The sequence below is a fragment of the Mesorhizobium sp. LSJC280B00 genome, assembly GCF_000502835.1.
Lineage (GTDB): Bacteria > Pseudomonadota > Alphaproteobacteria > Rhizobiales > Rhizobiaceae > Mesorhizobium.
Map to the genome: position 1 here is coordinate 139,193 of NZ_AYVL01000008.1, position 25,472 is coordinate 164,664.

At 63.3% G+C, this 25,472-nt stretch carries 19 protein-coding genes and 1 pseudogene; 11 read left to right on the forward strand and 9 right to left on the reverse strand.

Annotated elements, in window-relative coordinates; translation table 11 throughout:
- Positions 1 to 49: 49 nt before the first annotated feature.
- Together X773_RS53040 and X773_RS53045 are read left to right on the forward strand one after the other, a co-directional pair.
- Positions 50 to 337: a DUF1778 domain-containing protein gene (locus X773_RS53040; protein WP_023676524.1), complete on the forward strand. Its 288-nt coding sequence runs from the start codon at positions 50 to 52 to the stop codon at positions 335 to 337.
- Positions 334 to 825 carry a GNAT family N-acetyltransferase gene (locus tag X773_RS53045; protein WP_023676525.1) on the forward strand — a complete coding sequence of 164 codons (492 nt, stop codon included), beginning with the start codon at positions 334 to 336 and terminating at the stop codon, positions 823 to 825. The genes X773_RS53040 and X773_RS53045 overlap by 4 nt, the downstream gene beginning before the upstream one ends.
- Before the next feature lie 26 nt (positions 826 to 851).
- On the opposite strand, the gene X773_RS53050 is transcribed toward X773_RS53045, so the two are convergent.
- From X773_RS53050 to X773_RS53085, 8 genes are all read right to left on the reverse strand, one after another.
- Positions 852 to 1,634, reverse strand: coding sequence for an ABC transporter ATP-binding protein (locus X773_RS53050; protein ID WP_031211730.1), 783 nt, complete (start codon positions 1,632 to 1,634; stop codon positions 852 to 854).
- On the reverse strand, positions 1,631 to 2,407 hold the full coding sequence (locus X773_RS53055) for an ABC transporter permease (RefSeq protein ID WP_023676527.1): 777 nt from the start codon (positions 2,405 to 2,407) through the stop codon (positions 1,631 to 1,633). The genes X773_RS53050 and X773_RS53055 overlap by 4 nt, the downstream gene beginning before the upstream one ends.
- A 71-nt stretch (positions 2,408 to 2,478) precedes the next feature.
- The gene (locus X773_RS53060) at positions 2,479 to 3,429 is read right to left on the reverse strand and encodes an ABC transporter substrate-binding protein (protein WP_023676528.1); all 951 of its coding nucleotides are present in this window, start codon (positions 3,427 to 3,429) and stop codon (positions 2,479 to 2,481) included.
- Positions 3,430 to 3,543: 114 nt separating this feature from the next.
- Positions 3,544 to 4,392, reverse strand: coding sequence for a DUF1194 domain-containing protein (locus tag X773_RS53065; protein ID WP_023676529.1), 849 nt, complete (start codon positions 4,390 to 4,392; stop codon positions 3,544 to 3,546).
- A gap of 100 nt (positions 4,393 to 4,492) precedes the next feature.
- Complete coding sequence (locus X773_RS79285) at positions 4,493 to 5,173, reverse strand: site-2 protease family protein (RefSeq protein ID WP_348625929.1); 681 nt, start codon at positions 5,171 to 5,173, stop codon at positions 4,493 to 4,495.
- A 290-nt stretch (positions 5,174 to 5,463) separates the two neighbouring features.
- Positions 5,464 to 8,025 (reverse strand): FAD-dependent oxidoreductase, encoded by a 2,562-nt coding sequence (locus X773_RS53075; protein ID WP_023676532.1) that lies wholly within the window; start codon positions 8,023 to 8,025, stop codon positions 5,464 to 5,466.
- A gap of 268 nt (positions 8,026 to 8,293) precedes the next feature.
- Positions 8,294 to 8,557, reverse strand: coding sequence for a hypothetical protein (locus X773_RS53080; RefSeq protein WP_023676533.1), 264 nt, complete (start codon positions 8,555 to 8,557; stop codon positions 8,294 to 8,296).
- A gap of 156 nt (positions 8,558 to 8,713) precedes the next feature.
- A complete protein-coding gene (locus X773_RS53085; protein ID WP_023676534.1) occupies positions 8,714 to 11,203 on the reverse strand; it encodes a mechanosensitive ion channel family protein in 2,490 nt (829 codons plus the stop codon).
- A gap of 269 nt (positions 11,204 to 11,472) precedes the next feature.
- Here X773_RS53085 and X773_RS53090 point away from each other — a divergent pair, with 269 nt between their 5' ends.
- Genes X773_RS53090 through X773_RS53105 form a run of 4 tightly spaced genes read left to right on the forward strand, consistent with a single transcriptional unit; the run spans position 11,473 to position 16,613 of the window.
- Positions 11,473 to 12,732 carry a sarcosine oxidase subunit beta gene (locus tag X773_RS53090; RefSeq protein WP_023676535.1) on the forward strand — a complete coding sequence of 420 codons (1,260 nt, stop codon included), beginning with the start codon at positions 11,473 to 11,475 and terminating at the stop codon, positions 12,730 to 12,732.
- An 11-nt stretch (positions 12,733 to 12,743) separates the two neighbouring features.
- Positions 12,744 to 13,040 (forward strand): sarcosine oxidase subunit delta, encoded by a 297-nt coding sequence (locus X773_RS53095; RefSeq protein ID WP_023676536.1) that lies wholly within the window; start codon positions 12,744 to 12,746, stop codon positions 13,038 to 13,040.
- Positions 13,037 to 16,033, forward strand: a complete 2,997-nt coding sequence (locus X773_RS53100) for a sarcosine oxidase subunit alpha (protein WP_023676537.1) — start codon at positions 13,037 to 13,039, stop codon at positions 16,031 to 16,033. Before X773_RS53095 ends, X773_RS53100 begins: the two co-directional genes overlap by 4 nt.
- Positions 16,026 to 16,613 (forward strand): sarcosine oxidase subunit gamma, encoded by a 588-nt coding sequence (locus tag X773_RS53105; protein WP_023676538.1) that lies wholly within the window; start codon positions 16,026 to 16,028, stop codon positions 16,611 to 16,613. Before X773_RS53100 ends, X773_RS53105 begins: the two co-directional genes overlap by 8 nt.
- 19 nt (positions 16,614 to 16,632) lie before the next feature.
- Here the strand turns inward: X773_RS53105 and X773_RS53110 are convergent, their stop codons facing one another.
- The gene (locus X773_RS53110) at positions 16,633 to 17,331 is read right to left on the reverse strand and encodes a nitroreductase (RefSeq protein WP_023676539.1); all 699 of its coding nucleotides are present in this window, start codon (positions 17,329 to 17,331) and stop codon (positions 16,633 to 16,635) included.
- A 269-nt stretch (positions 17,332 to 17,600) separates the two neighbouring features.
- Between X773_RS53110 and X773_RS53115 the strand changes: the two genes are divergently transcribed.
- From X773_RS53115 to X773_RS53135, 5 genes and pseudogenes are all read left to right on the forward strand, one after another.
- Complete coding sequence (locus X773_RS53115; protein ID WP_031211731.1) at positions 17,601 to 18,194, forward strand: XRE family transcriptional regulator; 594 nt, start codon at positions 17,601 to 17,603, stop codon at positions 18,192 to 18,194.
- Positions 18,195 to 18,271: 77 nt separating this feature from the next.
- Positions 18,272 to 20,735: pseudogene (locus X773_RS53120) on the forward strand (FAD-dependent oxidoreductase).
- Positions 20,732 to 21,631 (forward strand): homocysteine S-methyltransferase family protein, encoded by a 900-nt coding sequence (locus tag X773_RS53125; RefSeq protein ID WP_023676541.1) that lies wholly within the window; start codon positions 20,732 to 20,734, stop codon positions 21,629 to 21,631. Before X773_RS53120 ends, X773_RS53125 begins: the two are co-directional and overlap by 4 nt.
- Positions 21,631 to 22,812, forward strand: coding sequence for a pyridoxal phosphate-dependent aminotransferase (locus X773_RS53130; RefSeq protein WP_023676542.1), 1,182 nt, complete (start codon positions 21,631 to 21,633; stop codon positions 22,810 to 22,812). The genes X773_RS53125 and X773_RS53130 overlap by 1 nt, the downstream gene beginning before the upstream one ends.
- Positions 22,809 to 25,283: an FAD-dependent oxidoreductase gene (locus X773_RS53135; protein WP_023676543.1), complete on the forward strand. Its 2,475-nt coding sequence runs from the start codon at positions 22,809 to 22,811 to the stop codon at positions 25,281 to 25,283. The genes X773_RS53130 and X773_RS53135 overlap by 4 nt, the downstream gene beginning before the upstream one ends.
- Positions 25,284 to 25,472: the final 189 nt, after the last annotated feature.

Here is a 25,472-nt window from a genome sequence, read left to right on the forward strand (position 1 = left end):
CATTGTCATGACATTGTCTGGCGTGGTATCCTTCAATCGAGAGGTACCAATGACCAGAACCACCAGATCGGAAAAACTGGACTTGCGCCTTACCCCCCAGGCAAAGCGTACACTCGCAACCGCCGCCGCTACTGAACGCCGTTCGCTCAGCGATTTCGTGCTTGAAAGCGCGCTTGCGCGAGCCGAAGAAACATTAGCCGACCGGCGCAGCTTCCATCTCGACGCCGAAAAATGGGTCGCGTTCATGGCAGCGCTCGACGCGCCAACGCGTGATCTCCCCCGCCTCAAGCACCTATTGAACGAACCAAGCATCTTTTCCGGTCGCGATCCAGCGTGAGCGAATTCCAGATCGAGAAACTGGCCCGCACGCATTTGGTGGACATGTTCGACTGCGGTGAAGAACCGCTCAATCGCTTTCTCGTACGCTATGCATTCCAAAACCAGCAAGCCAATGCTTCGCAGACCTACATTGGTCTCTCTGGCGAAGATGTGATCGGCTTTTATACCCTGGTCGTTGGTGAAGTTAAATATGAGGGCGCGCCCGAGCGATTGACGAAAGGTCTCGCACGCCATCCGGTGCCTGTAATGCTGCTGGCGCGTCTTGCGGTCAGTCTGGACTGGCAAGGCAAAGGCGTCGGCGGCGGACTGTTGCGCGATGCCGTCCTGCGCAGTTTGCAGGCGGCCGATATTGCAGGTGTCCGCAAGGTCGTCGTCCACGCCAAGAACGACGGCGCCCGCACGTTTTACGAGCGCTACGGATTCGCGCAATCGCCGACGGACCCGCTGCATCTTTACGTGCTTATCAAGGACTTACGAAGTCTCTGAGCCGTTCAGGCGCCTTGCTGACCCGACTATATCTGCGCCGTGCGCATCGCCTCGACGCGGATATCTTCTGTCAGCCGCGCCTTCAGTGCCGAAAACTCCGGGCTGGTCTTCAGCGTGTAGTGGCGCGGATGCGGCAGGTCGACGGCAACGTCCGATTTGATGCGGCCCGGCCGTGCCGTCATCACGACCACGCGCGACGCCATGAAGATCGCCTCCTCGATGTCGTGGGTGACGAACAGCACCGTTTTTTGCCGGCGCTCCCAGATGCCGAGAAGCAGTTCCTGCATCAGCCCGCGGGTCTGGTTGTCGAGTGCGCCGAACGGCTCGTCGAGCAGCAGGATCTCCGGATCGTTGGCCAGTGCCCGGGCAATCGCGGTGCGCTGCTGCATGCCGCCGGAAAGCTGCTTCGGCCAATGGTTTTCAAAACCTCTCAGCCCGACGAGATCGACGTAAGAAGCGACGATTTCGCTGCGCTCGTGCTCGGCCATTCCACGTTCGCGCAGGCCGAAGGCGATGTTCTCGGCGACCGTCAGCCACGGAAACAGCGTATAGGACTGGAAAACCATGCCGCGGTCTGGACCGGGCCGGTCCACCACCCTGCCGTCGAGCAGAACACGTCCCCCACTCGGCGCTTCGAGGCCGGCGACGATCCTGAGCAGCGTCGACTTTCCACAGCCGGATGGCCCCAGGATGGTGATGAAGTCGTTGGCGGCGACCGCCAGATCGATCGGCATCAGCGCCTTGACCGGCTGCCCACCGCCGACACCGGCGAAGGTGCGCGAGACGCTTTCGATGAGCAGCTTGCTCACGCCAGGCTCCATGGAAACAGCCAACGGTTGAGCGCCTTGAAGGCGAAATCGGACAACAGCCCGATCAGGCCGATGACGATGATGCCGAAGATGATCTGCCCTGTCGCCAGCCGCGACTGGCTGTTGATGATCATGTAGCCGATGCCCGACGACGAGCCGATCAGCTCGGCGACGATGACATAGGTCCAGGCCCAGCCGAGGACCAGCCGCAGGGTCTCGGCAATCTCCGGCGCATTGGCCGGCATGATCACGCGCCGCACGATGCCGTTGTCGGACGAGCCAAGCGTGTAGGCCGCCTCGACCAGGTCGCGCCGTGTGCCGCCGACCTTGACCGCGATGATCAGGATGATCTGGAACACCGAGCCGACGAAGATCACCAGCAGTTTTTCGAGCTCGCCAACGCCCGCCCACAGGATGAGCAGCGGGATGAAGGCCGATGCCGGCAGATAGCGGGCGAAGGAGACGAACGGCTCCAGGAACGCCTCCACGGGCTTCCAGGCACCCATCACGATGCCGAGCGGCACGGCAACGATGGCCGCCATCAGGAACCCGCCGAAGACGCGCCAGATGGTGATAAGGATGTCGAGCCAGAAGCGGTCCTCGACCAGCAGCCGCCAACCGTCTCTCACCATCGACAGCGGATCGGCAAGGAAAATGCGATTGACGTGGCCGCCAAGCGTGATCCACGCCCAGAACGCCACGAACAGCACGAAGAACGAAATGCCGAGCACGGTTCGAATGCCCGGCGAGACCGGATGCAAGGGGCGCGGCATCTTCGACCGTCCTCTGATCTGAATGAAAAAGCGGCGGCGCACGCGCCGCCGCCGGGCGACAATCCTGCCGGTTAGTCGGCGACGGCGCTGGTGTCGGCCAATGTCGAGACGTCAGGCGCTTCCTTGATCAAACCCATCTGCAGCAGAAGCTCGCCGGCGGTCTTGGAAAAGTCCTGGAATTCCTTGGTGAAGAACTGCTTGTTTTCAGCCTTGTCGGCCCATTTCAGGTATTTGGCCGACTCTTCGAATTCCTTGGCCGACTGCTTCACGTCAGCACCCATCGTCTCATAGGATTTCGCCGGATCGCTCTTGATCAGGTCGAGTGCCTCGAAATAGCTGTCGGCAAGCGCCTTGCCCGCATCCGGATTGGCCTTGAGGAACTCCGGCGCGCAGCCGACCGTATCGAGCACCATCGGATAGTCGAGAGTGGTCACAAGGATATGGCCCTGGTCGGACTTTTCGCGCACCGCCGAGATGAACGGCTCATAGGTGACCGCCGCATCGTTCTGGCCGGCGAGAAACGCCTGCGCCGCCGCATCCGGCTCCAGGTTGACGACCGTCACGTCCTTGGTCGACATGCCGTTCTTGTTGAGCACCCAGGCCAGCATGAAATAGGGCGAGGTGCCCGGCGCCGAAGACGCGACCGACTTACCTTTGAGATCGGCGACGGTCTTGATGTCGTTGCGGGCGACGATGCCGTCGGCGCCGTAGGATTTGTCGAGCTGGAATATCTGCTTGGTCGTCACGCCATTGGCGTTCCAGACCAGCCAGGTCTCGACCGTGGTGGCGGCGCATTGCAGGTCGCCGCTGGCGATGGCGAGCGGCCGGCTGGCTTGCGGCACCTTCTTCAAGGTGACGTCGAGGCCGTGCTTTTCGAAGATGCCGGCCTGCTTGGCGAGCGTCAGCGGCGCAAAGCCGGTCCATCCGCTGATGCCGATGCTGACCGATGTGGCGGCCATCGCCGGCGCGGACAATCCGACGGCAAGCGTCAAGCTTGCGGCAAGAATTCCGATCCTGTTCATGTCGGTTCCCCTTTTATGTGTTCGGATGGGGAATTGTGTCACAGACGCCCGCAGGCTTGTCAATGAAGCAGATGCTGCACTGCGGTATGTCACCATCGACAGCAAACTCCGCCATCAGCGGCTGTTGTACATCCAGCTGCGGTCGCGCCACATTTTTTCGCCGACCAGGCAGTCGGTGACGGGGATGTCCTGTGCCAGCACCAATGGCGGATGCGCCGCCTCTTCCGCCGCTCGCTGCGGCGAGGCCGGACCGGCAAGCTCCAGCACCAGCTTGCGGCGGATGGCCTCCGGAAACTGCGTCCAGTCATTGACCGGGATCATGAAGGAGCCCGGCCCGCCGATGACGCAGTCGCTGTAGTAGCGGTCGAGATTGTTGACATCGTAAGCGCTGCTGAACCCGCCCCTGGTCATCAGCGGCAGGCCGTTGACGGTGATGCCTTGCTTGATCACCGCGTCGCGGGTGATATCGACAGGTGCGCCCTGGTTGTTGGGGCCGTCACCCGAAATGTCGATCACCCGCTTGACGCCCTGGAAGCCGCTTTCAGCAAAGAGATCGCTGGCGAATTCCAGCGCGCCGGAGATCGAGGTGCGCCTGGCACTGGCCGGCGGATGAGCGGAAAGCTGCGCTGCCAGCCGCTCGGCGTCGGCACGATTGGCGATCACCGTCCACGGCACGACGACCTGCTGCCAGGTCGCGCCAGCCCATTCGACATAGGTGACGGCAATCTTGCCATGAGCGCCTTCGCCGATTGCCTGCAGGACATCGTCATGCGTCAGCGCCGCCGCATAGCCATGACGCTGGATTTCGAGCTCGTCCGGCGACATGGACAGCGAAACGTCGACTGCCAGCACCAGTTCGACGTCGACCGGCTCGGCGGCGCGGGAGTTTGCAGTCAGCCATAGCACCGACGCCAGCGCGGCGGCACCCGAGACGAGATGTCTTGCACGGGCAAAACCAGACATGCCGCACGGTAAGCGAAAATCGCCGATCGACAAAGAGAAAAGCCCGGTGGAGAGCCGGTCTCATTCGGTCACATTTTTGCGAACCGCCGGAAAACGAATTTCATTTGTGGATGCGGTGCCCGCCCCGCCCCCGCCACTCCACGGCCTTCTCGACATCCGTCTCGGAGGATGGGTCCGGCTTCGGTTTTCTAGCACCGACCCCGCGCGCTGCCCTCCAGTTCGGCTTGAATGACGGCGGAAGCCACAACAGAATACCTGCAACCGCGGCAGGCAAGATGATCGCAAAACGCAGAATTGAAAGTACGATGCCGCAGATGCCGACGATCTGCGCGGCCCGGCGGACGCCGAAGCGTCTCAGGAACAAATGTCTTGCAATCACGCCGCCATCCAGATCGTAGGCGGGCAGGATGTTGAGAATGATAAGTGACACGTTCAACAATGCGCCAATCCAAAGCGTCCATTCCAGAGGACCGGCCGACCTTGACGGCAGCCACCCGAATGGCCCTTCGGGCGCAACTGGGATGAGTTCTCCAAAAACCAGACAATAGGCCGCATCGAAAAACGCGGCGAGCGCGACGTTCGCCAGGGGACCCGCTATCGCAATCCGCGCCCAGGCAGGCGATGGCGCTGCGGCGCGTTTGAAACGCGTGAGCCCGCCGAAGAGATATAATTCTATCCTGTCGGTGGCGACGCCTTGTCGGCGTCCGATCCAGGCGTGCGCCAGTTCGTGCAGAAATATCGACGCAAACAGAAGCGCTGCAAAGATAGAGGTATGGATCAGTGCATCCTTGGGTCGGCTCGCCTACTCGTTCAGGAAGGGCAGCACAATGGGAATTGCGAAGGTCCAGCTGACGCGAACCGGGATATTCCGGTTCAGCTGAAACACAAGCGCATCGTTTTTTCTGTCCCAGCCGATCCGCCGCAAAGGCACCCCCAATCGCAGCGCGACGGTAAGCGAGAATCATCGCTCCACAAAGCGAAAAGCCCGACGATGAATCGGGCTTCTGCATTCAGGTCCTGCTGGCACACTGCTCGGCTTGCCTGTGTGGAGAATCGGCAGGCAAGCAACGCTTAGCTGCGCGGATTGAGGTTCTCCGGGTCGTAGAGCGGCCTGTAGCCGACGGCGGCCACTTCGACCGGGTACTTCTCGCCGAAATATTCGACGCTCAGCTTGCGGCCCTCCTGACAATACGCCCAGGGCAGGTAGGCGAGCGCGATGTTCTTGCCGAGGGTCGGACCATAGGCCACCGAGGTCGTGAAGGAGCGGCGGCCGAGCTCGTCGACGAGCGTCTCACCGGTTTGCGGGTCCATCACCGGCATCGTGCCAACCGGATAGCGGGGAACACCATTCGAATCTGTATTGTCCGTCATGATAAGCGTGCAAAGCATGGCCGGCTGATGCACCCGGGCGCGATATTCCAGATGCTTTGCCTTGCCGCAGAAATCGGCCTCCTTGACTTTCGGACGGGCAAGGTCGGCTTCCAGCAGATTGTATTCGGTCAAGAGGTCCGCGTTTTGCAGGCGCAGGCTCTTCTCCATGCGGCGGCTGTTGGCATAGGTCTCGACGCCAAAGGCCATCACGCCGGTCGACCGCAGCGCGTCCCAGACAGCCAGGCCGTCCTCGTAGCGCATATGCAGTTCCCAGCCTTGCTCGCCGACATAGGAGATGCGGAAGGCGGTCACGTCCTTGCCGGCGATCCTGACGGGCTTGATCGCGGCAAAGGGAAAATTCTCAGGCGTCAGCCCGTCGGCGTTTTCCACGACCTTGCCCAATGTTGCCCGGGCGTTCGGACCCCAGATGCCGACGGTCACGTACTTCTCGGTCACGTCGGTGACGGTAACGTCGAAGCCTTTGTCTTCTGCCGTCCGGCGCATGTACTGGAAGTCGCGCGGTCCGGCATCGGCGCCATCGATGACGCGGCAGCGGTCGGCCATGCGGATGACGGTCAGGTCGGCGCGCACCATGCCTTCCTCGTCGAGGAAATGGGTATAGATGCCCTTGCCGATATTGCCGTCACCGCCGATCTTTGCCGCGCACAGCCATTCCATCAGCGCGACATGGTCCGGGCCTTCCACGTCGTACATGGCGAAATGCGACAGGTTGACGATGCCGCAATCCTCGCTCATGGCGAGATGCTCGGCATTCGAGACGCGCCAGAAATGGCGGTTATCCCATTCGTTTTGGCGCACCGGCACCCGGTTGCCGTATTTCTCGAGCAGATGCTCGTTGGCGGCGTAGCCATGGGCGCGCTCCCAGCCGCCGAGCTCCATGAAATAGCCGCCGAGTTCCTTCTCGCGCTCCCAGAAGGGCGAGCGGCGGACATTGCGGGCCTTGGAGAAGGGTTCGCGCGGATGGACAGCCGGGTTGTAGACCTTCATCGCCGTTTCGGTGCAGCGGTCCCAGATGAACTGCTCTTTGGTCTGGTGCGGATAGAAGCGCGAATAGTCGATGGCGTGGTGGTCGATCGCCGTGCGGCCGTCCGTCATCCAGTCGGCGATGAGCTTGCCCATGCCGGGGCCGTCCTTGACCCAGATCGCAACGACATACCATAGGCCCCTGACCTTCTGGCTTTCGCCCATCGAGGGGCCGCCGTCCGCCGTCACCTGCAGCAGGCCGTTGAAGGAATGGCTCTCATTGTAGCCCAGCTCGCCCAGGATCGGCGTCAGTTCCAAGGCGCGCTCGAGGGGCGCCATGATCTGCTCCATGTCGAGATCGCGTTGCGACGGCGAAAGCCGCGCCTCGTTTTTCTCGAGAATATCGCGCGGATGGCAAAGGCGCGGATTGGTCTCTTCGTAATAACCCCATTCGATCTGCCCGCCTTCGGCGGTCTTGGGGTCGCCGGTATCGCGCATGTAAGCCGAGTTGCCCTGGTCGCGCAGCAGCGGCCAGCCGATCTCCTTGCCGGTGCCGGCGAACTCAGTGTACGGCCCGAAGAAGGTAAGCGGATGGTCAATCGGCATGACCGGCAGGTCCTCGCCCGCCATTTCCGCGATCAGCCGTCCCCAGATGCCGGTGCAGACCACGACATAGTCGGCTTCGATGGTGCCGCGGTCTGTCACCACGCCCCTGATGCGGCCGTTCTCGATGACGAGCGACCTGGCCGACGTATTGGCAAACGCCCTGAGTTTGCCGGAAGCTTCCGCCTGATCGACAAGCTTGCCGGCGACGGTCTGCGAGCGCGGGATGACGAGGCCGGCGTCGGGATCCCACAGGCCGCCCTGTACCATCTGTTCTTCGATCAGCGGGAATTTTTCCTTGATCTCGGCGGGATCGATCAGGCGGGCGCGTGTGCCGAAGGCCTTCGCCGAGGCGATCTTGCGCTTGATCTCCGCCATGCGGGCGTCGTCGCCGACGCGGGCGACCTCGAGGCCGCCGATGCGCGCGTAGTGACCCATCTTTTCGTAGAAATCGATGGAATAGAGCGTCGTCCAGCACGACAGGAAATCATGGCTGGTCGTGTAGCAGAAGTCGGAGGCATGCGCCGTCGAGCCGATATCCGTCGGGATGCCCGATTTGTCGATGCCGACAATATCGTCCCATCCGCGCTCGATCAGGTGATGGGCGACCGATGCGCCGACGATGCCGCCCAGCCCAACGATGACGACCTTCGCCTTTTCCGGAAACCCTGCCATTGCCCGCGACTCCAAGATGCTATTGCGAGCAGACTATAGGGCGGCGCGGCGCCGCGCTTGCAGCCTGTTTGCGACATCGCCAAAAAAGCCCGCGCCACCAGCCCGTCGAATGCAGTTAGACCTACGCCTTCGCCCTGCTCGGTATGAAGGCGCTGCTAGAGCCCGTCCTGCGCAGCTTCGAAGAAAAGTGCATACCTTCATCGCCGATTACCGGAAGCAAATAAAAGGCCGGGCGTTTGCCCGGCCTTCAAAAATCATGGCGTCGACTTTACTTGATGCGCGCGACGCCGCCCGAGATCTCAATGGTTTCCGAACCGGTCAGCGCCTCGAGGTCGCCATTCGGCAAGGTAACAAAACAGCCGCTCGGGCAAAATTCCACGGTTTCGCCGGCGGCCAGCGCCAGCTCGGTCTTGCCGCCGCCTTCCGTCACGATCAGCGTGCGGGTCTCGGCGTCCTTGTTGACCGCGCTGGCGGCATGGGCCGAACCGCCAACGGCCAGAAAAGCGATGGCGGCGACGAGAGACTTCCACATTTTGCAGTATCGGTGTTGCCACCGCCTCTGTTGCATTTCGCAAGGCATTCTCGCCGTTTGCAGGTGAGCTTATATGCAATGCAAGCTGAACGGCAACTGAATGCCGCATTCATGCCGCAATTGGTTTCCGAAGGCTTGAAGGCAAGCTCCAAACAGCTAGTCAGGATCGGGCTTCCGCACCTTGCGTGCTGATTTGGCGAGACGTTTCGCCTCGACCGCCGCTAGGGCTTTTGCTTGTTCCCGCTCGGCGAATTCGACTTCGATCTTGTCGTCGTCGATCGGCCACGCCTCGTGCTTTTTGGTCTCGACGACGGCGCGCGGTGTCGACGGAATTTCGATATGCTGGTCAGCGAACACATCGAAGATGGCAAAGCGGATGTCGTTCTGGACGATATTGCCACTAAGAACGTCTGCCAGGAATACGCGGATCTCGAATTCGAGCGCGGCCGGGCCGAAATTGGAAAACAGCACAAAGGGTTCCGGGTTTTTCAGCACCAGCGGATGACTGCGCGCGATCTCCAACAGGACGCCATGCACGTGCTTGATGTCGCTGCCATAGGCAACGCCGACCTTGATATCGATGCGGCCGAGCTTGTTGCGGTGCGTCCAGTTGCCGACCGCATTGTTGATCAGGTTTGAATTGGGCAGGATCACCGACTGCCGCTGGAACGTTTCGATCTCGGTGGCGCGTACACTGATCTTCTTGACCGTGCCGCTGATGTCACCGGCGACGATCCAGTCGCCGACCTTGAACGGCCGCTCGGCCAAAAGGATCAGGCCCGAGACGAAGTTGGAGACGACATTCTGCAGGCCGAAACCGATGCCGAGGGACAGGGCGCCGGCGACCAGCGCGAGATTGGAGAGGTCGATACCGGCCGCCGAGATGCCGACCAGTGCCGCGACCGCGACGCCGGCATAGCCGACCGCCAGCCGGATCGAATTGCGCACACCGGTGTCGACCCGGCCGCGCGCCATCACCGAACCGTCGAGCCAGCCCTGGAACCAGCGCGTCAGGAAATAGCCGATGATGAAGACGACGACGCCGGTGAGGATGCCGGTGACCGAGATCGTCACCGAGCCTATGGTGAGGCCCGTCGCCAGCTTGTAGGCCCAGGCCTGGATGTCGCCGGGCTGGAAGCCCCACATCAACAGGATCAGCGGCAGGAACACCAGCACGATCATGATGTTGATGGCGGCGCTGACGACAAGCCCGAGCTGGTCGAGCGCGGTCTCTTCGTAGCTTGAATTGGCCGCTAGCCAGCGCCCGATCGAAGTGTTGGCGAAACCACCTTCCTCGCCGATCGCCCGCGCCGACAGGAAGCCGATATAGGCGGTGACCAGGATAGTGCCGGTAACCACGACCTGCACCGAGACGAAAATAGCAAGGCCGATAAAGCCGAGCAGCGCCGACGCTATGGTGAATAGCCCTAGCGCGACGGCGGTGTAGCGCAGCCATGCCGGCCACGGGCGCCAGCTCCCGTCGGCAGCCTTGAACGGCTTCAGCAGCCCCATCAGGATCAGGATGACGCCGACGCTGATGGTGGCGACAAAGCTTCTGGCGATGGTCAGCGATAGCGGCGAGCCCATCTTGTCGTTGACGACCGACAGGAAATAATTGATGCCGATGGCGACGGCCATGGCAGTCGTCAGCCGCACCAGCCAGCGCGCCGGGCCGGTTTCGACAGGGATCAGACGCCAGTTCGGCAATCGCGGTTCCAGCGCCGCATTGGTCAGCCGGTTGACGCAGAACACCACCGCGATAACGGCAACCAGCGAATTCAGGAAGATGCCGATGTCGCCGCGCAAGACATTGTAATAATTGAAGAAGAAGACCGTCGAGATAAGGAAGGCGCCAACCGCCAGCGACGGCAGCAATGTCGACCAGAACGCCACCGACAGGCGGCTGAGATAGGATGGATCTTCGATGGAAGGATCGGCTTCGAAGACGCGGCCGAACAGGCGCCGCCCGCCGACAAAAAGCACAGCGGCCAGCGCAAGCGCCATCAACGTCGCGGCAAGAATTGCCTGGAACTTGAACTTGAAGGCGAAGCTCAGCCAGGACGACACCGCCTTGTAGAAACTGGTAAATTCGTCGTTGGCGTCGGAAATGACCTCCGGGCTCAATGCATCGGACAGCACGTAGCGCTTGGTGAGCTGATTGCGGAACAGCTCGCTGCGCATATTGCCGATCTTCTCGATCAGCCCGCTGATACGGATCGACAGGTTCTGCGCGCTGGCAATGACGGCGTTAATCTCGGCTTTTTCGGAAGCCAGCGCCTGGCGTTCACCGGTCACGATGTCGGGCTCGGCCGGCTGGCCCGCGGCCGGCGGAGGTCCCAGCGTCTCGATCCGATCGTTGATATCGCCGAGACGCGAGCGGAACGCCAGCGCGCTGGTGAGCGCCGCCCGCGACAGATCCTCCAATTGCAGGCGGATTTCCACCAGGGTGGCATCGTCTTGGCCGTCCTGCTGTATCTTCTTCTCGAGATCGTCGGTTTTGGCCGTCAGGCTCTGGATGACCTTCTGCTGGTCTGTGACCAGCCCGGCGGCACCCTGCCCGAGCGCCTGCGCCAACGCGTCGAACGACGGCGGCGCCGAGACAACAAGTGCAGCGATCAGGACCAGGCGGAGTAAACGAAAGAACATGATTTTTCTGGCGACTCGCGGGCGGCAGAGGCAGTTTTGAAGCACGTCCTTGATAAAGACGCTCATATCACGGGGCAAGTCATGCCAGGCGGCTCGTTTTCGAAGTCCGCCAATCGAAGTCGGCCAATCCAGTCGAAGTCGGCCAATCCAGTCGAAGTCGGCCAATCCGGTCGAAGTCGGGGAGTCGAAAAGCGATGGCGCAATCTTGGCTTTGCGTTGGCGGCCTGCTCTATAGTCTGCCGCAAAGCCTGAAATGGATGACAATAAGAATGGCGGAATATTCGGCCTTTTCGCTTCTCAAGAACGCGCTGACCGGAAACAAGGACTGGAGGCCGGCCTGGCGCAAACCCGACCCGAAGGCGTCCTACGACGTGATCGTCATCGGTGGCGGCGGCCATGGCCTGTCGACCGCTTACTATCTCGCCAAGGAGCACGGCATCACCAATGTCGCGGTGCTGGAGAAGGGCTGGCTCGGTTCCGGCAATGTCGGCCGCAACACCACGGCGGTCCGTTCCAACTATCTCCTGCCGGCCAACACGCGCTTTTACGAGCATTCGATGAAGCTGTGGGAGAACCTGGCCCATGACCTCAACTACAACGTCATGTTCTCGCAGCGCGGCTGCCTGAACCTCGCCCACACACCTGCCCAGCTCGACGACTATGCCCGGCGCGGAAACGCCATGCGCCATCTCGGCGTTGACGCCGAACTGATGACCACGGCCGAAATCGCGCGCCTGGTCCCGGCACTGGACGTCTCAGCCACCGCGCGTTTCCCGATCGTCGGCGGCCTGATGCAGCGGCGCGCCGGCACCGCCCGCCACGACGCCGTCGCCTGGGGCTATGCGCGCGGCGCAGATCGCCGCGGCGTCGACATCATCGAAAATTGCGAGGTCACCGGCTTCCTGCGCGACGGCGACCGCATCACCGGCGTCACGACAACGCGTGGCGAAATCCGCGCAAAAAAGGTAGCGGTCGCGGTTGCCGGCAGCACCGGGCGGGTCATGCGGCTTGCCGGCATCGAGACCATGCCGATCGAGAGCCACGTGCTGCAGGCCTTCGTCACGGAATCGCTAAAACCGTTCATCGATACGGTCCTGACCTTCGGCATGGGCCATTTCTATATGTCGCAATCGGACAAGGGCGGCCTTGTCTATGGCGGCGATCTCGACGGCTACAACAGCTACGCCCAACGCGGCAGCCTGCCGATCGTCGATGAGGTGATGAGCGAGATGCTGGCGCTGTTCCCTGGGCTGGCCCGTGTCCGCATGCTGCGCTCATGGGGCGGCGTCTGCGACATGTCGATGGACGGCTCGCCAATCATCACCACCGGTCCGCTGCCGGGCATGTATCTCAACTGCGGCTGGTGCTATGGCGGCTTCAAGGCGACGCCGGCTTCCGGCTGGTGCTTTGCCTGGACCATTGCCAAGGACGAGCCGCACGGTCTCAACGCGGCCTTCACGCTCGACCGCTTCTACCGTGGCCTGGTGATCGACGACAAGGGCCAGGGCGCCACGCCCCGGCTGCATTAGGTTAGAGATCCATGCTCATCACCTGCCCCTATTGCGGCCCGCGCGACGTGATCGAATTCACCTATCAGGGCGACGGCAATCGCCAGCGCCCACAGCCCGCCTCGCAGAACCTCGACGCCTGGAACGCCTATGTCTACGACCGGCTTAATCCAGCCGGCGACCACAATGAGATCTGGCAGCATTCCGGCGGCTGCCGCGCCCATCTCAGGGTCGTGCGCAACACGCTGACGCACGAGATCTCCAGCACCGCGTTCGCGCGCGGCGACCACAACTCGGTTGCGCGGCACCGGGCCGAGGACAAGCCATGAGCCCGCGCCGTACAGAGGCCGGGGGCCGCATCGACCGGCTGCGGACCATCCGTTTCACCTTCGACGGCGCGCCTTATACCGGCCATGCCGGCGACACGCTGGCTTCGGCGCTGCTGGCCAACGGCGTCACCCTGTTTGGGCGTTCGTTCAAATATCACCGCCCGCGCGGCCTGCTGACCGCCAGCGTCGAGGAACCGAACGCGCTGGTCACAGTGTTGAGGGGCGAGGTTCGCGAGCCGAACATCCCCGCCACAATGGTCGAGATTTATGACGGGCTGGCCGCAATCAGCCAGAACCGCTTCCCTTCGCTTGCCTGGGACATCAGTGCCGTGAACCAGCTCGGCGGCAAGCTTTTGTCGGCCGGCTTCTACTACAAGACCTTCATGGGACCGGTGATCGGTCCGCTGAAGGGCACTCGCTTCTGGATGTTCTGTGAGCATTTCATCCGCCGTGCCGCCGGCCTGGGCAAGGCAGGCACGGCTCCCGATACGGCGCGCTACGAACGCATGAACGCGTTCTGCGATGTGCTGGTAGTCGGCTCCGGCCCGGCGGGGCTGATGGCCGCCAGGGCGGCTGCCGATCAGGGTGCACGCGTCATCCTGGCCGAGCTCGAGCCGCATTTCGGCGGCTCGGCCAATTGGTCGGGCGAGACGATCGATGGCATGCCGGCCGCCGACTGGGCAGCGCGCGCCGCCGGCCAGCTCGAAGGCCGTGACAATGTCCGCCTGCTGCCGCGCACCACCGTCTGGGGCTATTATGACGGCAACACGCTTGCCGCGCTCGAACGTGTCACCGACCACAAGGAAACGCCCGGCAAGGGCGAATCGCGCCATCGCTACTGGACGATCCGCGCCAAGTCGGTGGTGCTGGCCACCGGATCCCTGGAGCGTCCGCTGGTCTTTCCAGGCAATGATCGGCCAGGCGTAATGCTGGCGCATGCTGCCGAGCGTTATGCCATTGAATATGGCGTGCTGCCCGGCGACAGGATCGGGCTGTTCACCAACAATGACAGCGCCTATCGCGCGGCCCTGGCGCTGAAGAAGGCCGGCGCCGTGGTCGTCGCCATCATCGACGTGCGCCCTGAGCTTTCGAGCGAAATGCGCAAGCTGGCCGGCGAGACCGAGGCCGAGATCCTTTCTGGCCACGCGGTGATCGCCACCGAGGGCGGCAAGGCGCTTTCCGGCTTCAAGGTGCAGCGCTTCGACATGGTCAACGGCGCGCTTTCCGGCGATGCGCGCAGCATCCACGCCGATTGCCTATTGATGTCGGGCGGCTGGTCGCCGACCATTCATCTGGCCAGCCAGGCCGGAGCCAAAGCGGAATGGAACGAAGCATTGCAAGCGTTCCTGCCGCCCAAGCCGACGACACAGCAATGGATCGGCGCCGGCGCCTTCACCGGCAGTTTCTCCACCGCCGAGGCGATCGCCGAAGGTCGCGCCGCCGGTCTTTCCGCTGCGGGCGCAACCGCCACGCCGGCGGCCTTGCCTGCCGTCGAGGCAGCACCTGGCGATCCCGATCCGGCGCCGGTGTTCGAGATCAAGGCCGAAGGAAAAAGCTTCGTCGACTTCCAGCATGACGTGACGGCGGATGACGTGCGGCTGGCGCATCGCGAAGGCTTCGTCTCGGTCGAGCATCTGAAGCGCTACACCACGCTCGGCATGGCAACCGACCAGGGCAAGAGCTCCAACATACCCGGCCTGGCCATAATGGCCGAGGCGCTGGGCAAGCCGATCCCGCAGGTCGGCACGACGCGCTTTCGCCCGCCCTTTTCGGCGGTGTCGATCGGCTCGCTAGCCGCCGAACGCTTCGGCGATCTGAAGCCCGAGCGGCTGACGCCGATGCATGACTGGCACGTCGCCAACGGCGCCACCATGTATTCCGCCGGCCTGTGGTATCGGCCGATGATCTACGGCCATCCCGGCGAGACGATCGAGCAGGCCTATGTGCGCGAAGCGAGAGGCACGCGCGAGAGCGCCGGCATCGTCGATGTCTCGACACTGGGCAAGATCGCGGTGCAAGGCCCCGACGCGGCGGAATTCCTCGACCGCCTATACACCAACATGTTTTCGACGCTGGCCGTCGGCAAGGCGCGCTACGGGCTGATGCTGCGCGAGGACGGTCTCGCCTTTGACGACGGCACCACGTGGCGCCTCGGCCAGCAGGATTTCCTGATGACCACCACCACCGCCAATGCCGGCAAGGTGATGCAGCATCTGGAATATTTCCTCGACGTGATCTGGCCGGCGCTGAAGGTCCACGTCACCTCGGTGACCGACCAATGGGCCGGTGCCGCCATCGGCGGGCCGAAGGCAAGGCAGATACTGGCTGCTTGCGTCAGCGGCACTGCCGTCGACAATGCCGCCCTGCCCTTCATGGGCATCGTCCACGGCGAAATCGCCGGCGTGCCGGTGATGATCTGCCGGCTGTCCTTCTCCGGCGAAATGGCCTTCGAGGTCTATTCCGGCGCCGGCTACGGCACCCATGTCTGGGAGGCGCTGATCGAAGCCGGCAAGCCGTTCGGGCTGGTGACCTACGGGCTGGAGGCGCTGGGCACCATGCGCATCGAGAAAGGCCACGTCACCGGTGCCGAGATCGACGGCCGTACCACGGCACGCGACCTGCATCTCGACTGGATGCTGTCGAAGAAGAAGCCGTTCATCGGTTCGGCGATGATGGACCGCGAGGGGCTGATCGCGCCCGACCGCCTGGAACTCGTCGGTATTGTTTCGCTCGACAACCAGCCGCTCAATGGCGGCGCACACATCGTCGAGGAGCTTGACGAAGCCAATCCGCACGGCTCGCTTGGCCACATCACCGCTTGCTGCTATTCGCCGGCGCTGGGTAAATATATCGCGCTTGCCCTGGTCAAGGGCGGCAAGGCGCGGCGCGGCACGCGCGCTTATGTCTCCGACCCGCTGCGCAACCGGTTCGGGCCGGTCGAGATCGTCTCCAACCATTTCTTCGATCCGGACGGGAGCCGCATGCATGGTTGAACGCCAATCGCCGCTTGAGCCGGTGCTGCATCCGGGCTCGCATGGCAATTTCGAGCATGGTGTCGAAATCATCCTCTCCGAAACCAGGCCGGGTTCGATCCTGCAGCTCGCCGCCTGGCCCGGCGAGGAGAAGAAGTTGATGGCCGGCATCCATGCGGTCACCGGCCTGGCTTTGCCCGACGGCGCCGGTGGCGGTGTGACGAACGGCGCCAGGTCGGTGTTCGGCTTTGCGCCGGGAAAGTTCACTGTGGTCGATGAAGCCGAGGGATTGGCGCCGGCCTTTGCCAGTGTCGTCACTTCGGCCATCGGTACGGTGACCGACCTTTCGCACGGCCGCACCGCGATCCGTATCGCCGGGCCGAAGGCCGAGTGGGTGCTGGCGAAATTCTTCGCCATCGACTTCGCGCTGCCGGCCTTCCCGATCGGCGCCGGCCGCTCGACCATGCATCACGACATCTTCGCGCAGATCCAGCGCACCGGCGCCGATCAGTTCGACATCTATGTGTTCCGCTCGTTTGCCCGCTCGTTCTGGAAAGCGCTCTGCCATGCGAGCGAGGAAGTCGGCTACGAAGTGCAGTAGAGCCGGACGGCGCTTCACGTCACTCCGCGAACGTCACCCACTCTTCCAGCGGCGCGCGGTCGGTGCGGAAGGCATTTTCGGGCTTGGACGTATCCTCATGGCCGAGCGCCATGCCGCAGACGATGATCTCCTCGTCGGGAATGTTGAGCACCGGCCTGATCTGCCGGTGATAGGGCGCGAAGGCGGCTTGCGGACAGGTGTGCAGGCTCCTGCCCCGCGCGGCGACCATGATGTTTTGCAGGAACATGCCGTAGTCGATCCACGACCCCTTGTTCAGCCGCCGGTCGACGGTGAAGATCATGCCGACCGGCGCGTCGAAGAAGACGAAGTTGCGGTCGTGCTGCGCACGCATCCTGTCGACCTCGCGCCGGCCGATGCCGAGCACGCCGTAGAGGCCGAAACCGTTGGCCCGCCGTCGCGTCAGATAGGGTTCGAAGAACTGGTCGGGATAGTAGCGATACTCGTCCCACTCGGCCTTTTCGGCGCGGATGCCCGAGCTGAGGATGGCGTCGGTGATGCGCTGCTTGACCTCGCCCTTGGTCACATAGACTTTCCAGGGTTGCATATTGGTGCCTGAGGGCGCGCGCGCGGCAACGGCGAGAATATCGCGGATGGTCTCGTCGTCGACCATATCGGGCAAGAAGGCGCGTACCGACCGCCGCGAGGTGATCGCGTCATCGACGATCGCCGCCGCAATCCGGGAGTTGTTTTCCAGCATGGGCCGTCCTTTTGCGTATGATCCCGAACCGATTTTCCGGAAGGATCATGCGCCGACTAGAAGTGATGGAGCATCCTTGCGCGTCTTTTTGAACGCCCGATAGCCTACCCGCCTCGACCGGACGCCCCACTCGCCGCTCGTGCGCCGAGCCTTTGCCCGAACCGTCAAAATGGCGCAAGTAAATCTTGTGGTTGCGTGAAAATCCTCTTGATTTTTTCATGAACCCGCCATCAAATGAAATTTGCTGAGAATTTTTCACCAAGACAGGGATGGCTTTGCCCTCAACCGCCGCCAGATCGGAACAGGACAGCGGCGAACGGCTGCTGGCCGGCGACATTCGCGCGTTGCGCAAGGCGCGCGGCTTGACGCTTGCTGAAATCGCACTGAAGCTCGGCCGTTCCGTCGGCTGGGTCAGCCAGGTCGAGCGCGGTCTGTCGGTCCCGTCGCTCGGCGATCTCAGGGCCTTCGCCGAATTGTTCGGCGTGCCGGTCAGCCTGTTCTTCAGCCATGACGTGCCTGTCGAGACCGAGCGCGGCGTGGTCGTGCGCGCCGGCAACCGGCGCACGCTTGGCACAAGCGATTCCGGCCTGGTGGAGGAGCTTCTGTCGCCCGATCTCGGCGGTAGCTTCGAGATGCTGCGTTCGGTCTTCGCTCCGGGTGCCGAGATGAAGGCCGAGGCGCGCCGGCCGACCGAGGAAGCCGGCTACGTCGCTTCGGGCAGTTTCGACATCGAAATTGCTGGCATCTGGCACCGGCTTGGCGAAGGCGACTCCTTCCGCTTCGACGGCAAGCCGTTCCGATGGCGCAATCCTGGAGCCGAGCCGGCTGTCGTCATCTGGGTGGTTTCGCCGCCTGTCTATTGAACGAATGCATGTCGCCCAAAAGTGCGTGGCGGTTTTGGGACAACGACATGCATCAAAACAAATAGTCGGAGAAGAACATGGCCGGTTTGCCGACCACGGCACGCGTTGTGATCATCGGAGGTGGTGCCGTCGGCGCCTCCTCGCNCCTCCTCGCTCTACCATCTCGCCAAGGCGGGCTGGACCGACTGCGTGCTGCTGGAGAAGAACGAGCTGACCTCCGGCTCGACCTGGCATGCCGCCGGCAACGTGCCGACTTTCTCCTCGTCATGGTCGCTGATGAACATGCAGCGTTATTCGACCGAGCTCTATCGCCGGCTGGCCGACGAGGTCCGCTATCCCATGAACTACCACGTCACCGGCTCGCTCAGGCTGGCCCATAGCGCGGAGCGCATGCAGGAATTCCAGCGCGCCAAGGGCATGGGCCGCTACCAGGGCATGGATATCGACGTGGTCGGGCTCGACGAGATTAAGCGCCGTTACCCCTTCATCGAGACGCATGAGCTGAAAGGCGCGCTCTACGATCCGAATGATGGCGATATCGACCCCGCGCAGCTGACCCAGGCACTGGCCAAGGGCGCGCGCGACATGGGCGCGAAGATCATCCGCTTCTGTCCGGTCACCGGCGTGAGCCGAGACAATCACGAGTGGGTGGTCGAGACGGCGCAAGGCGAGATCCGCTGCGAGATCGTCGTCAACGCCGCCGGCTACCGCGCCGCCGAAGTCGGCAGGATGTTCGGCCGCGAGGTGCCGATGATGGTGATGAGCCATCAATATATCCTGTTCGAGGAAATCCCCGAACTGGCGGCGTGGTCGAAGGAACAGGGCAAGAAGCTGCCGCTGCTGCGCGACGTCGATACGTCCTATTATCTGCGCCAGGAAAAGAACGGCATGAATCTCGGCCCCTATGAGCGCAATTGCCGCGCCCACTGGGTCGGCCACAACGACCCGATGCCCGACGACTTTTCCTTCCAGCTGTTTCCCGACGATCTCGATCGGCTGGAACATTACCTGGCCGATGCTGTCGCCCGCGTGCCGATCCTCGGCACCGCCGGCCTTTCAAAGGTCATCAACGGGCCGATCCCCTATGCGCCGGACGGCAACCCTCTGATCGGGCCGATGCCCGGCGTGCCCAACGCCTTCGAGGCCTGCGTCTTCACCTTCGGCATCGCCCAGGGCGGCGGCGCCGGCAAGGTGCTGGCCGAGTGGGTGACCGAAGGCCAGACCGAATGGGACATGTGGTCGTGCGATCCACGCCGTTTCACCGCCTTTGCCTCGGCCCCGGATTATTGCGTCGCCAAGGGCATGGAGATCTACGGCAACGAATATGCCATCCAGTTCCCGCGCCATGCCTGGCCGGCCGGGCGCGACCGCAAGCTGTCGCCGCTCCACGACCGCATCAAGGCACTCGGCGCCCGGTTCGATGCTTATAATGGCTGGGAACGCGCCACCTGGTATACGAACGCAGGCGACGACATCTCCGAAGAATCCACGCTGACCTTCCGCCGCGACGGGCCGTGGCAGCATCGTGTGCGCGAGGAATGCCTCGCCGTCCGCGATGCCGCCGGCATTCTGGACCTGCCGGGGTTCTCCCGTTTCAATCTCGACGGTCCGGGTGCCGCCGAATGGCTGAGCCTCCAGGTGACCGGCCTGGTGCCGAAACCCGGCCGCATCGGCCTCGTCTATTTTGCCGACGACAAGGGCCGCATCGTCACCGAAATGTCGGTGGTCCGCCACGACGAGAACCTGATGACGCTGATCACCGCCGCTGTGGCTCAGTGGCATGATTTCGAATGGCTGAAGTCGCGCATCCCGAAGGACGCCACATTCAAGCTGATCGACAGGACGGAGGAATACTCCACCCAGATCCTCGCCGGCCCCAACTCGCGAAAAATCCTCGCCGAACTCTGCGCAGCCGACCTCACCCTGCCCTGGCTGACGCATCAGGAAACCAGTATCGCCGGACGTTGGGCAAAGCTGGTGCGCGTGTCCTTCGCCGGCGAGCTCGGCTGGGAAATCCACAGCAAGGTCGACGATACCTTAGGCATCTTCGACGCCGTCTGGGCGGCCGGGAAGAGGCATAGACTAAAACCGTTCGGCATGTACGCGCTGGATTCGCTGCGGCTCGAAAAAGGCTACCGTACCTGGAAGGGCGACCTGTCGACCGACTACTCGATCCTGCAGGGCGGGCTGGAGCGATTCGTCAGATGGGATAAGCCCGACTTCCGCGGCAAGACGGCGCTGCAAAACGAGAAGCAGCAGGGCATCAAGAAGCGCTTCGTCACGCTGGTTGTCGAAAACCCCGGCGACTGCGATGCGCCCTACATGTCGACGCTGTGGCATGACGGCCGGATCGTCGGCGAGACGACATCCGGCGGCTGGGGTCATCGCATCGACAGGTCGATCGCGCTCGGCATGCTGCGCGCCGACCTCACCGAGCCGGGAACCGCGGTCGAGATCGAGATCTTCGGCGAACGTTTTCGGGCGGTCGTGCAGAAGGATGAGCCGTTATGGGATCCAAAGAACGAGAGGCTCAGAGCATGAAGAAAGTGATCCTCACCGATGGCGGCATGGGCCAGGAGCTGGTCCGCCGTAGCAGTTCCGAGCCGACGCCGCTGTGGTCGGCCAGGGTGCTGATCGACGAACCGGATCTGGTGCGCGACCTGCATGCGGAATTCATCCGCGCCGGCGCCCGCGTCATCACCATCAACACCTATTCAGCCACGCCGGAGCGGCTGGCACGCGAAGGCGCGGAAGAGCTGTTTAAGCCGCTGCAGAAGCGCGGCATCGAACTGGCAAGGCAAGCCCGCGACCAGGCCGGCGACGCGGCGATCGCCGGCTGCCTGTCGCCGCTGTTCGGCAGCTATGCGCCGGCGCTGACGATATCCTTCCAGGATACGCTCGACATCTATCGCCGTATCGTTGCCGAGCAGGCGGACGGCGTCGATCTGTTTCTGTGCGAAACCATGGCGTCGGCCGAAGAGGCGCGCGCCGCCGTCACCGCGGCGTCGGAAAGCGGCAAGCCCCTATGGGTGTCGTGGACGCTTGCCGACCACGGCACGCCGCGCCTGCGCAGCGGCGAAGCCATTGCGGCGGCGTCGGGCGCTCTTGCCGGCCTGCCCGTCGCGGCCCGGCTGATCAATTGCTGCCGGCCCGAAGCGATCGCTGCAGCGCTGCCCGAACTGATCGCTCTCGGCGGTCCGGTCGGCGCTTATGCCAACGGCTTCACCTCGATTGAGGCGCTCAAGCATGGCGGTACCGTGGAAGTGCTGCACGCCCGCCACGACCTTGATCCGGATGCCTATGCCGGCCAGGCGGTCGGTTGGGTCGAGGCCGGCGCCGGCATCGTCGGCGGCTGCTGCGAAGTCGGACCGGCCCACATCGCCGCGCTGCGCGACCGGCTCGAACAGGCCGGTTATGAAATTTCGGGAGCAGCATAATGCCCAGGCCATCATCGCGCATTTCCGGCATCGTGCCTTCGGGCAAGGATGGCTGGGAGGTTCATTCCGCTGCCTGGGCGCGCAAGCAGGCCGGCGAGGACATCATCATGCTGTCGGTCGGCGACCACGATTTCGACACGCCGAGCGAGACGATCGAAGCCTGCGTGACGGCGGTTCGCGCCAGCAATCACCACTACACGCCGCTTGCCGGCGTTCCACGCCTGCGCAAGGCGATGGCGGCGGCCTCGATGCGGTGCACCGGCGTTGCGACAAATCCCGACCAGGTCATCGCCACGCCGGGCGGGCAGGCCGCGCTTTACGCGGCCATTCAAGCGGTTCTCGACCAGGGCGACCATGCCATCGTCGTCGCGCCCTATTACGCCACCTATCCCAACACCTTCAGTGCGGCGGGCGCCGAGTTCAGCGTCGTCGAGACCCCCGCCGAGGATGGCTTTCAGCCGCGCGCCGCCGACATTCGCGCCGCCCTTCGGCCGAACACCCGCGCCATCCTGATCAACACGCCCAACAACCCCACGGGCGCCGTCTATTCGCGAGAGCGCCTGGAGGATCTGGCGCAGATCTGCCGCGAGCATGACCTATGGCTGCTGTCGGACGAGGTCTACTGGACGCTGGGCGGCGGCGAGCACGTCTCACCACGCTCGCTGCCCGGCATGGCGGAACGCACGCTGGTCATCAATTCGATGTCGAAGAGCCACGGCATGACCGGCTGGCGCATGGGCTGGCTGACCGGGCCCGAGGAGATGGTCTCGCTGCTGACCGACCTCAATCTGGTGATGACCTACGGCCTGCCGGCCTTCATCAGCCTCGCCTGCGCTGAGGCGCTCGAAAATGGTTACGGCGTCAAGGAGATCGCCGAGCGCTATGCCGCAAGGCGCGCCGTCGTTCTCGATGCCATGCGCGGTATGAACAACGTCACCGTGCGCGGCTCCGAAGGCGGCATGTATGTGATGCTCGACATATCGGCGATCGAGCCGGACGACGAAAAATTCGCCTGGGCTTTCCTCGACCAGGAGAAGGTCGGCGTCATGCCCGGCTCGAGCTTCGGCGAGGCTGCAGCCGGCCACATCCGCTTCAGCCTCTGCCAGCCTGAGCCGGTGCTGATGGAGGCCGCCACACGCCTGCGCCGCTTCGCCTCCTTCTATCGCCGTGAGGCCGCATGAGCGCCTCACCCACCAAAACCATTCCGACCAAGGCCATTCCCCCCAAAGCGAGGGCGGTCATCATCGGTGGCGGCGTCTCCGGCTGCTCGGTCGCCTATCATCTGGCCAAGCTCGGCTGGACCGATATCGTGCTGCTCGAGCGCAAGCAGCTGACGTCGGGCACGACATGGCACGCCGCCGGCCTGATCGGCCAGCTGCGCGGCTCACAGAACATGACGCGGCTGGCGAAATACTCGGCCGACCTCTACGTCAAGCTGGAGGCCGAGACCGATGTCGGCACCGGCATGCGCCAGGTCGGCTCGATCACGGTGGCGCTTACCGAGGAGCGCAAGCACGAGATCTATCGGCAGGCGTCTCTCGCCCGCGCCTTCGATGTCGATGTGCGCGAGATTTCGCCTCGTGAAGTCAAGCAGATGTACCCGCATCTCAATGTGTCAGATGTGGTCGGCGCCGTGCACCTGCCGCTCGACGGCCAGTGCGATCCGGCCAATATCGCCATGGCGTTGGCCAAGGGCGCGCGCCAGCGCGGTGCAACGATCGTCGAGAACGTCAAGGTGACCAAGGTCCATACCAGGGCCGGCCGCGTCACCGGCGTTTCCTGGGCGCAGGGCGACGAGCAAGGCCTGATCGAGGCCGATATCGTCGTAAACTGCGCCGGCATGTGGGCACGCGAACTTGGCACCCAGAACGGCGTCACCATCCCGTTGCACGCCTGCGAACATTTCTATCTCGTCACCGAGCCGATCCCCGGGCTCTCCCGCCTGCCGGTGCTGCGCGTGCCGGACGAGTGTGCCTACTACAAGGAAGATGCCGGCAAGATGATGCTCGGCGCTTTCGAGCCAGTGGCCAAGCCTTGGGGCATGAACGGCATAAGCGAGGATTTCTGCTTCGACCAGTTGCCGGAGGACATGGACCATTTCGAGCCGATCCTCGAAATGGGCGTCAACCGCATGCCGATGCTGGCCACCGCCGGTATTCACACCTTCTTCAACGGTCCCGAGAGTTTTACGCCCGACGACCGCTACTATCTCGGCGAGGCGCCGGAGCTTTCCGGCTACTGGATGGCGACCGGCTACAATTCGATCGGCATCGTCTCCTCCGGCGGCGCCGGCATGGCGCTGGCGCAATGGATCAATGATGGCGAAGCGCCTTTCGACCTCTGGGAGGTCGACATCCGCCGCGCCCAGCCGTTCCAGAAGAACCGCCGCTATCTCAAAGAGCGCGTCTCCGAAACGCTCGGCCTGCTCTACGCCGATCATTTCCCCTACCGGCAGATGGCGACCTCGCGGAACATAAGGCGCTCGCCGCTGCACGAACATCTGAAGGCGCGCGGCGCCGTGTTCGGCGAGGTCGCCGGCTGGGAGCGCGCCAACTGGTTCGCTAGGCCCGGCCAGGAGCGCGAATACCGCTATTCCTGGAAGCGGCAGAACTGGTTCGACAACCAGCGCGAGGAACATCTTGCGATCAGGAACGGCGTCGGCCTGTTCGACATGACTTCGTTCGGCAAGATCCGTGTCGAAGGCCGCGATGCCTGCGCCTTCCTGCAAAGGCTCTGCGCCAACGACGTGGACGTGGCGCCGGGCAAGATCGTCTATACCCAGATGCTCAACCAGCGCGGCGGCATCGAGAGCGATCTCACCGTCTCGCGACTGTCCGAAACGACCTTCTTGCTCGTCGTGCCCGGTGCGACGCTGCAACGCGACCTGGCCTGGCTGAGAAAACACCTTGCCGACGAGTTCGTCGTCGTCACCGATGTGACGGCGGCCGAAGCCGTGCTTTGCCTGATGGGCCCGGATTCGAGAAAGCTGATCCAAAAGGTGAGCCCGAACGATTTCTCCAACGAGAACAACCCGTTCGGGACGTTTCAGGAGATCGAGATCGGCATGGGCCTGGCCCGCGCTCACCGCGTCACCTATGTCGGCGAACTCGGCTGGGAGCTTTATGTCTCGACCGACCAGGCTGCCCATGTCTTCGAAGCGATCGCGGAAGCCGGCACTGACGCCGGCCTGAAGCTATGCGGCCTGCATACGCTGGATTCCTGCCGCATCGAAAAGGCCTTCAGGCATTTCGGCCACGACATCACCGACGAGGACAATGTGCTGGAGGCCGGGCTGGGTTTCGCGGTGAAAACGGCCAAGGGCGAATTCCTTGGCCGCGATGCGGTGCTGACGAAGAAAGAAACCGGCCTGTCACGCCGGCTGGTGCAGTTCCGCCTGAACGACCCCGAGCCGCTGCTCTTCCACAATGAGGCGATCCTGCGCGACGGCACGATCGTCGGCCCGATCACCTCGGGCAATTACGGCCATCATCTCGGCGGCGCGATCGGGCTTGGCTACGTGACTTGCAAGGGCGAAAGCGAGGCGGACGTCCTGGCGTCGTCCTACGAAATCGAGATCGCCGGCGAGCGCTTTGCCGCCGAGGCCTCGCTCAAGCCGATGTACGATCCGAAATCGGAACGGGTGCGGATGTAACTCTTTTCTTTCTCCCCTTGTGGGAGAAGGTGGCCGAGCGAAGCTCGGTCGGATGAGGGGTGTTGGAAGGATCGCTACCTCAACGGAATTAGCGTTTAGCGCTCCCGTCCCAATCTTCCCACGCCGCGTTTCTTCCAGCACCCCTCATCCGGCTCGGCGCTACGCGCCGATCCACCTTCTCCCACAAGG

Excerpts from the sequence above, each read along its gene's own strand:
- X773_RS53040 (WP_023676524.1), top strand. The coding sequence starts at position 50 with ATGACCAGAACCACCAGATCGGAAAAACTGGACTTGCGCCTTACCCCC.
- X773_RS53055 (WP_023676527.1), bottom strand. The coding sequence starts at position 2,407 with ATGCCGCGCCCCTTGCATCCGGTCTCGCCGGGCATTCGAACCGTGCTC.
- X773_RS53060 (WP_023676528.1), bottom strand. The coding sequence starts at position 3,429 with ATGAACAGGATCGGAATTCTTGCCGCAAGCTTGACGCTTGCCGTCGGA.
- X773_RS53065 (WP_023676529.1), bottom strand. The coding sequence starts at position 4,392 with ATGTCTGGTTTTGCCCGTGCAAGACATCTCGTCTCGGGTGCCGCCGCG.
- X773_RS53075 (WP_023676532.1), bottom strand. The coding sequence starts at position 8,025 with ATGGCAGGGTTTCCGGAAAAGGCGAAGGTCGTCATCGTTGGGCTGGGC.
- X773_RS53080 (WP_023676533.1), bottom strand. The coding sequence starts at position 8,557 with ATGTGGAAGTCTCTCGTCGCCGCCATCGCTTTTCTGGCCGTTGGCGGT.
- X773_RS53085 (WP_023676534.1), bottom strand. The coding sequence starts at position 11,203 with ATGTTCTTTCGTTTACTCCGCCTGGTCCTGATCGCTGCACTTGTTGTC.
- X773_RS53090 (WP_023676535.1), top strand. The coding sequence starts at position 11,473 with ATGGCGGAATATTCGGCCTTTTCGCTTCTCAAGAACGCGCTGACCGGA.
- X773_RS53095 (WP_023676536.1), top strand. The coding sequence starts at position 12,744 with ATGCTCATCACCTGCCCCTATTGCGGCCCGCGCGACGTGATCGAATTC.
- X773_RS53100 (WP_023676537.1), top strand. The coding sequence starts at position 13,037 with ATGAGCCCGCGCCGTACAGAGGCCGGGGGCCGCATCGACCGGCTGCGG.
- X773_RS53105 (WP_023676538.1), top strand. The coding sequence starts at position 16,026 with ATGGTTGAACGCCAATCGCCGCTTGAGCCGGTGCTGCATCCGGGCTCG.
- X773_RS53110 (WP_023676539.1), bottom strand. The coding sequence starts at position 17,331 with ATGCTGGAAAACAACTCCCGGATTGCGGCGGCGATCGTCGATGACGCG.
- X773_RS53115 (WP_031211731.1), top strand. The coding sequence starts at position 17,601 with ATGGCTTTGCCCTCAACCGCCGCCAGATCGGAACAGGACAGCGGCGAA.
- X773_RS53125 (WP_023676541.1), top strand. The coding sequence starts at position 20,732 with ATGAAGAAAGTGATCCTCACCGATGGCGGCATGGGCCAGGAGCTGGTC.
- X773_RS53130 (WP_023676542.1), top strand. The coding sequence starts at position 21,631 with ATGCCCAGGCCATCATCGCGCATTTCCGGCATCGTGCCTTCGGGCAAG.
- X773_RS53135 (WP_023676543.1), top strand. The coding sequence starts at position 22,809 with ATGAGCGCCTCACCCACCAAAACCATTCCGACCAAGGCCATTCCCCCC.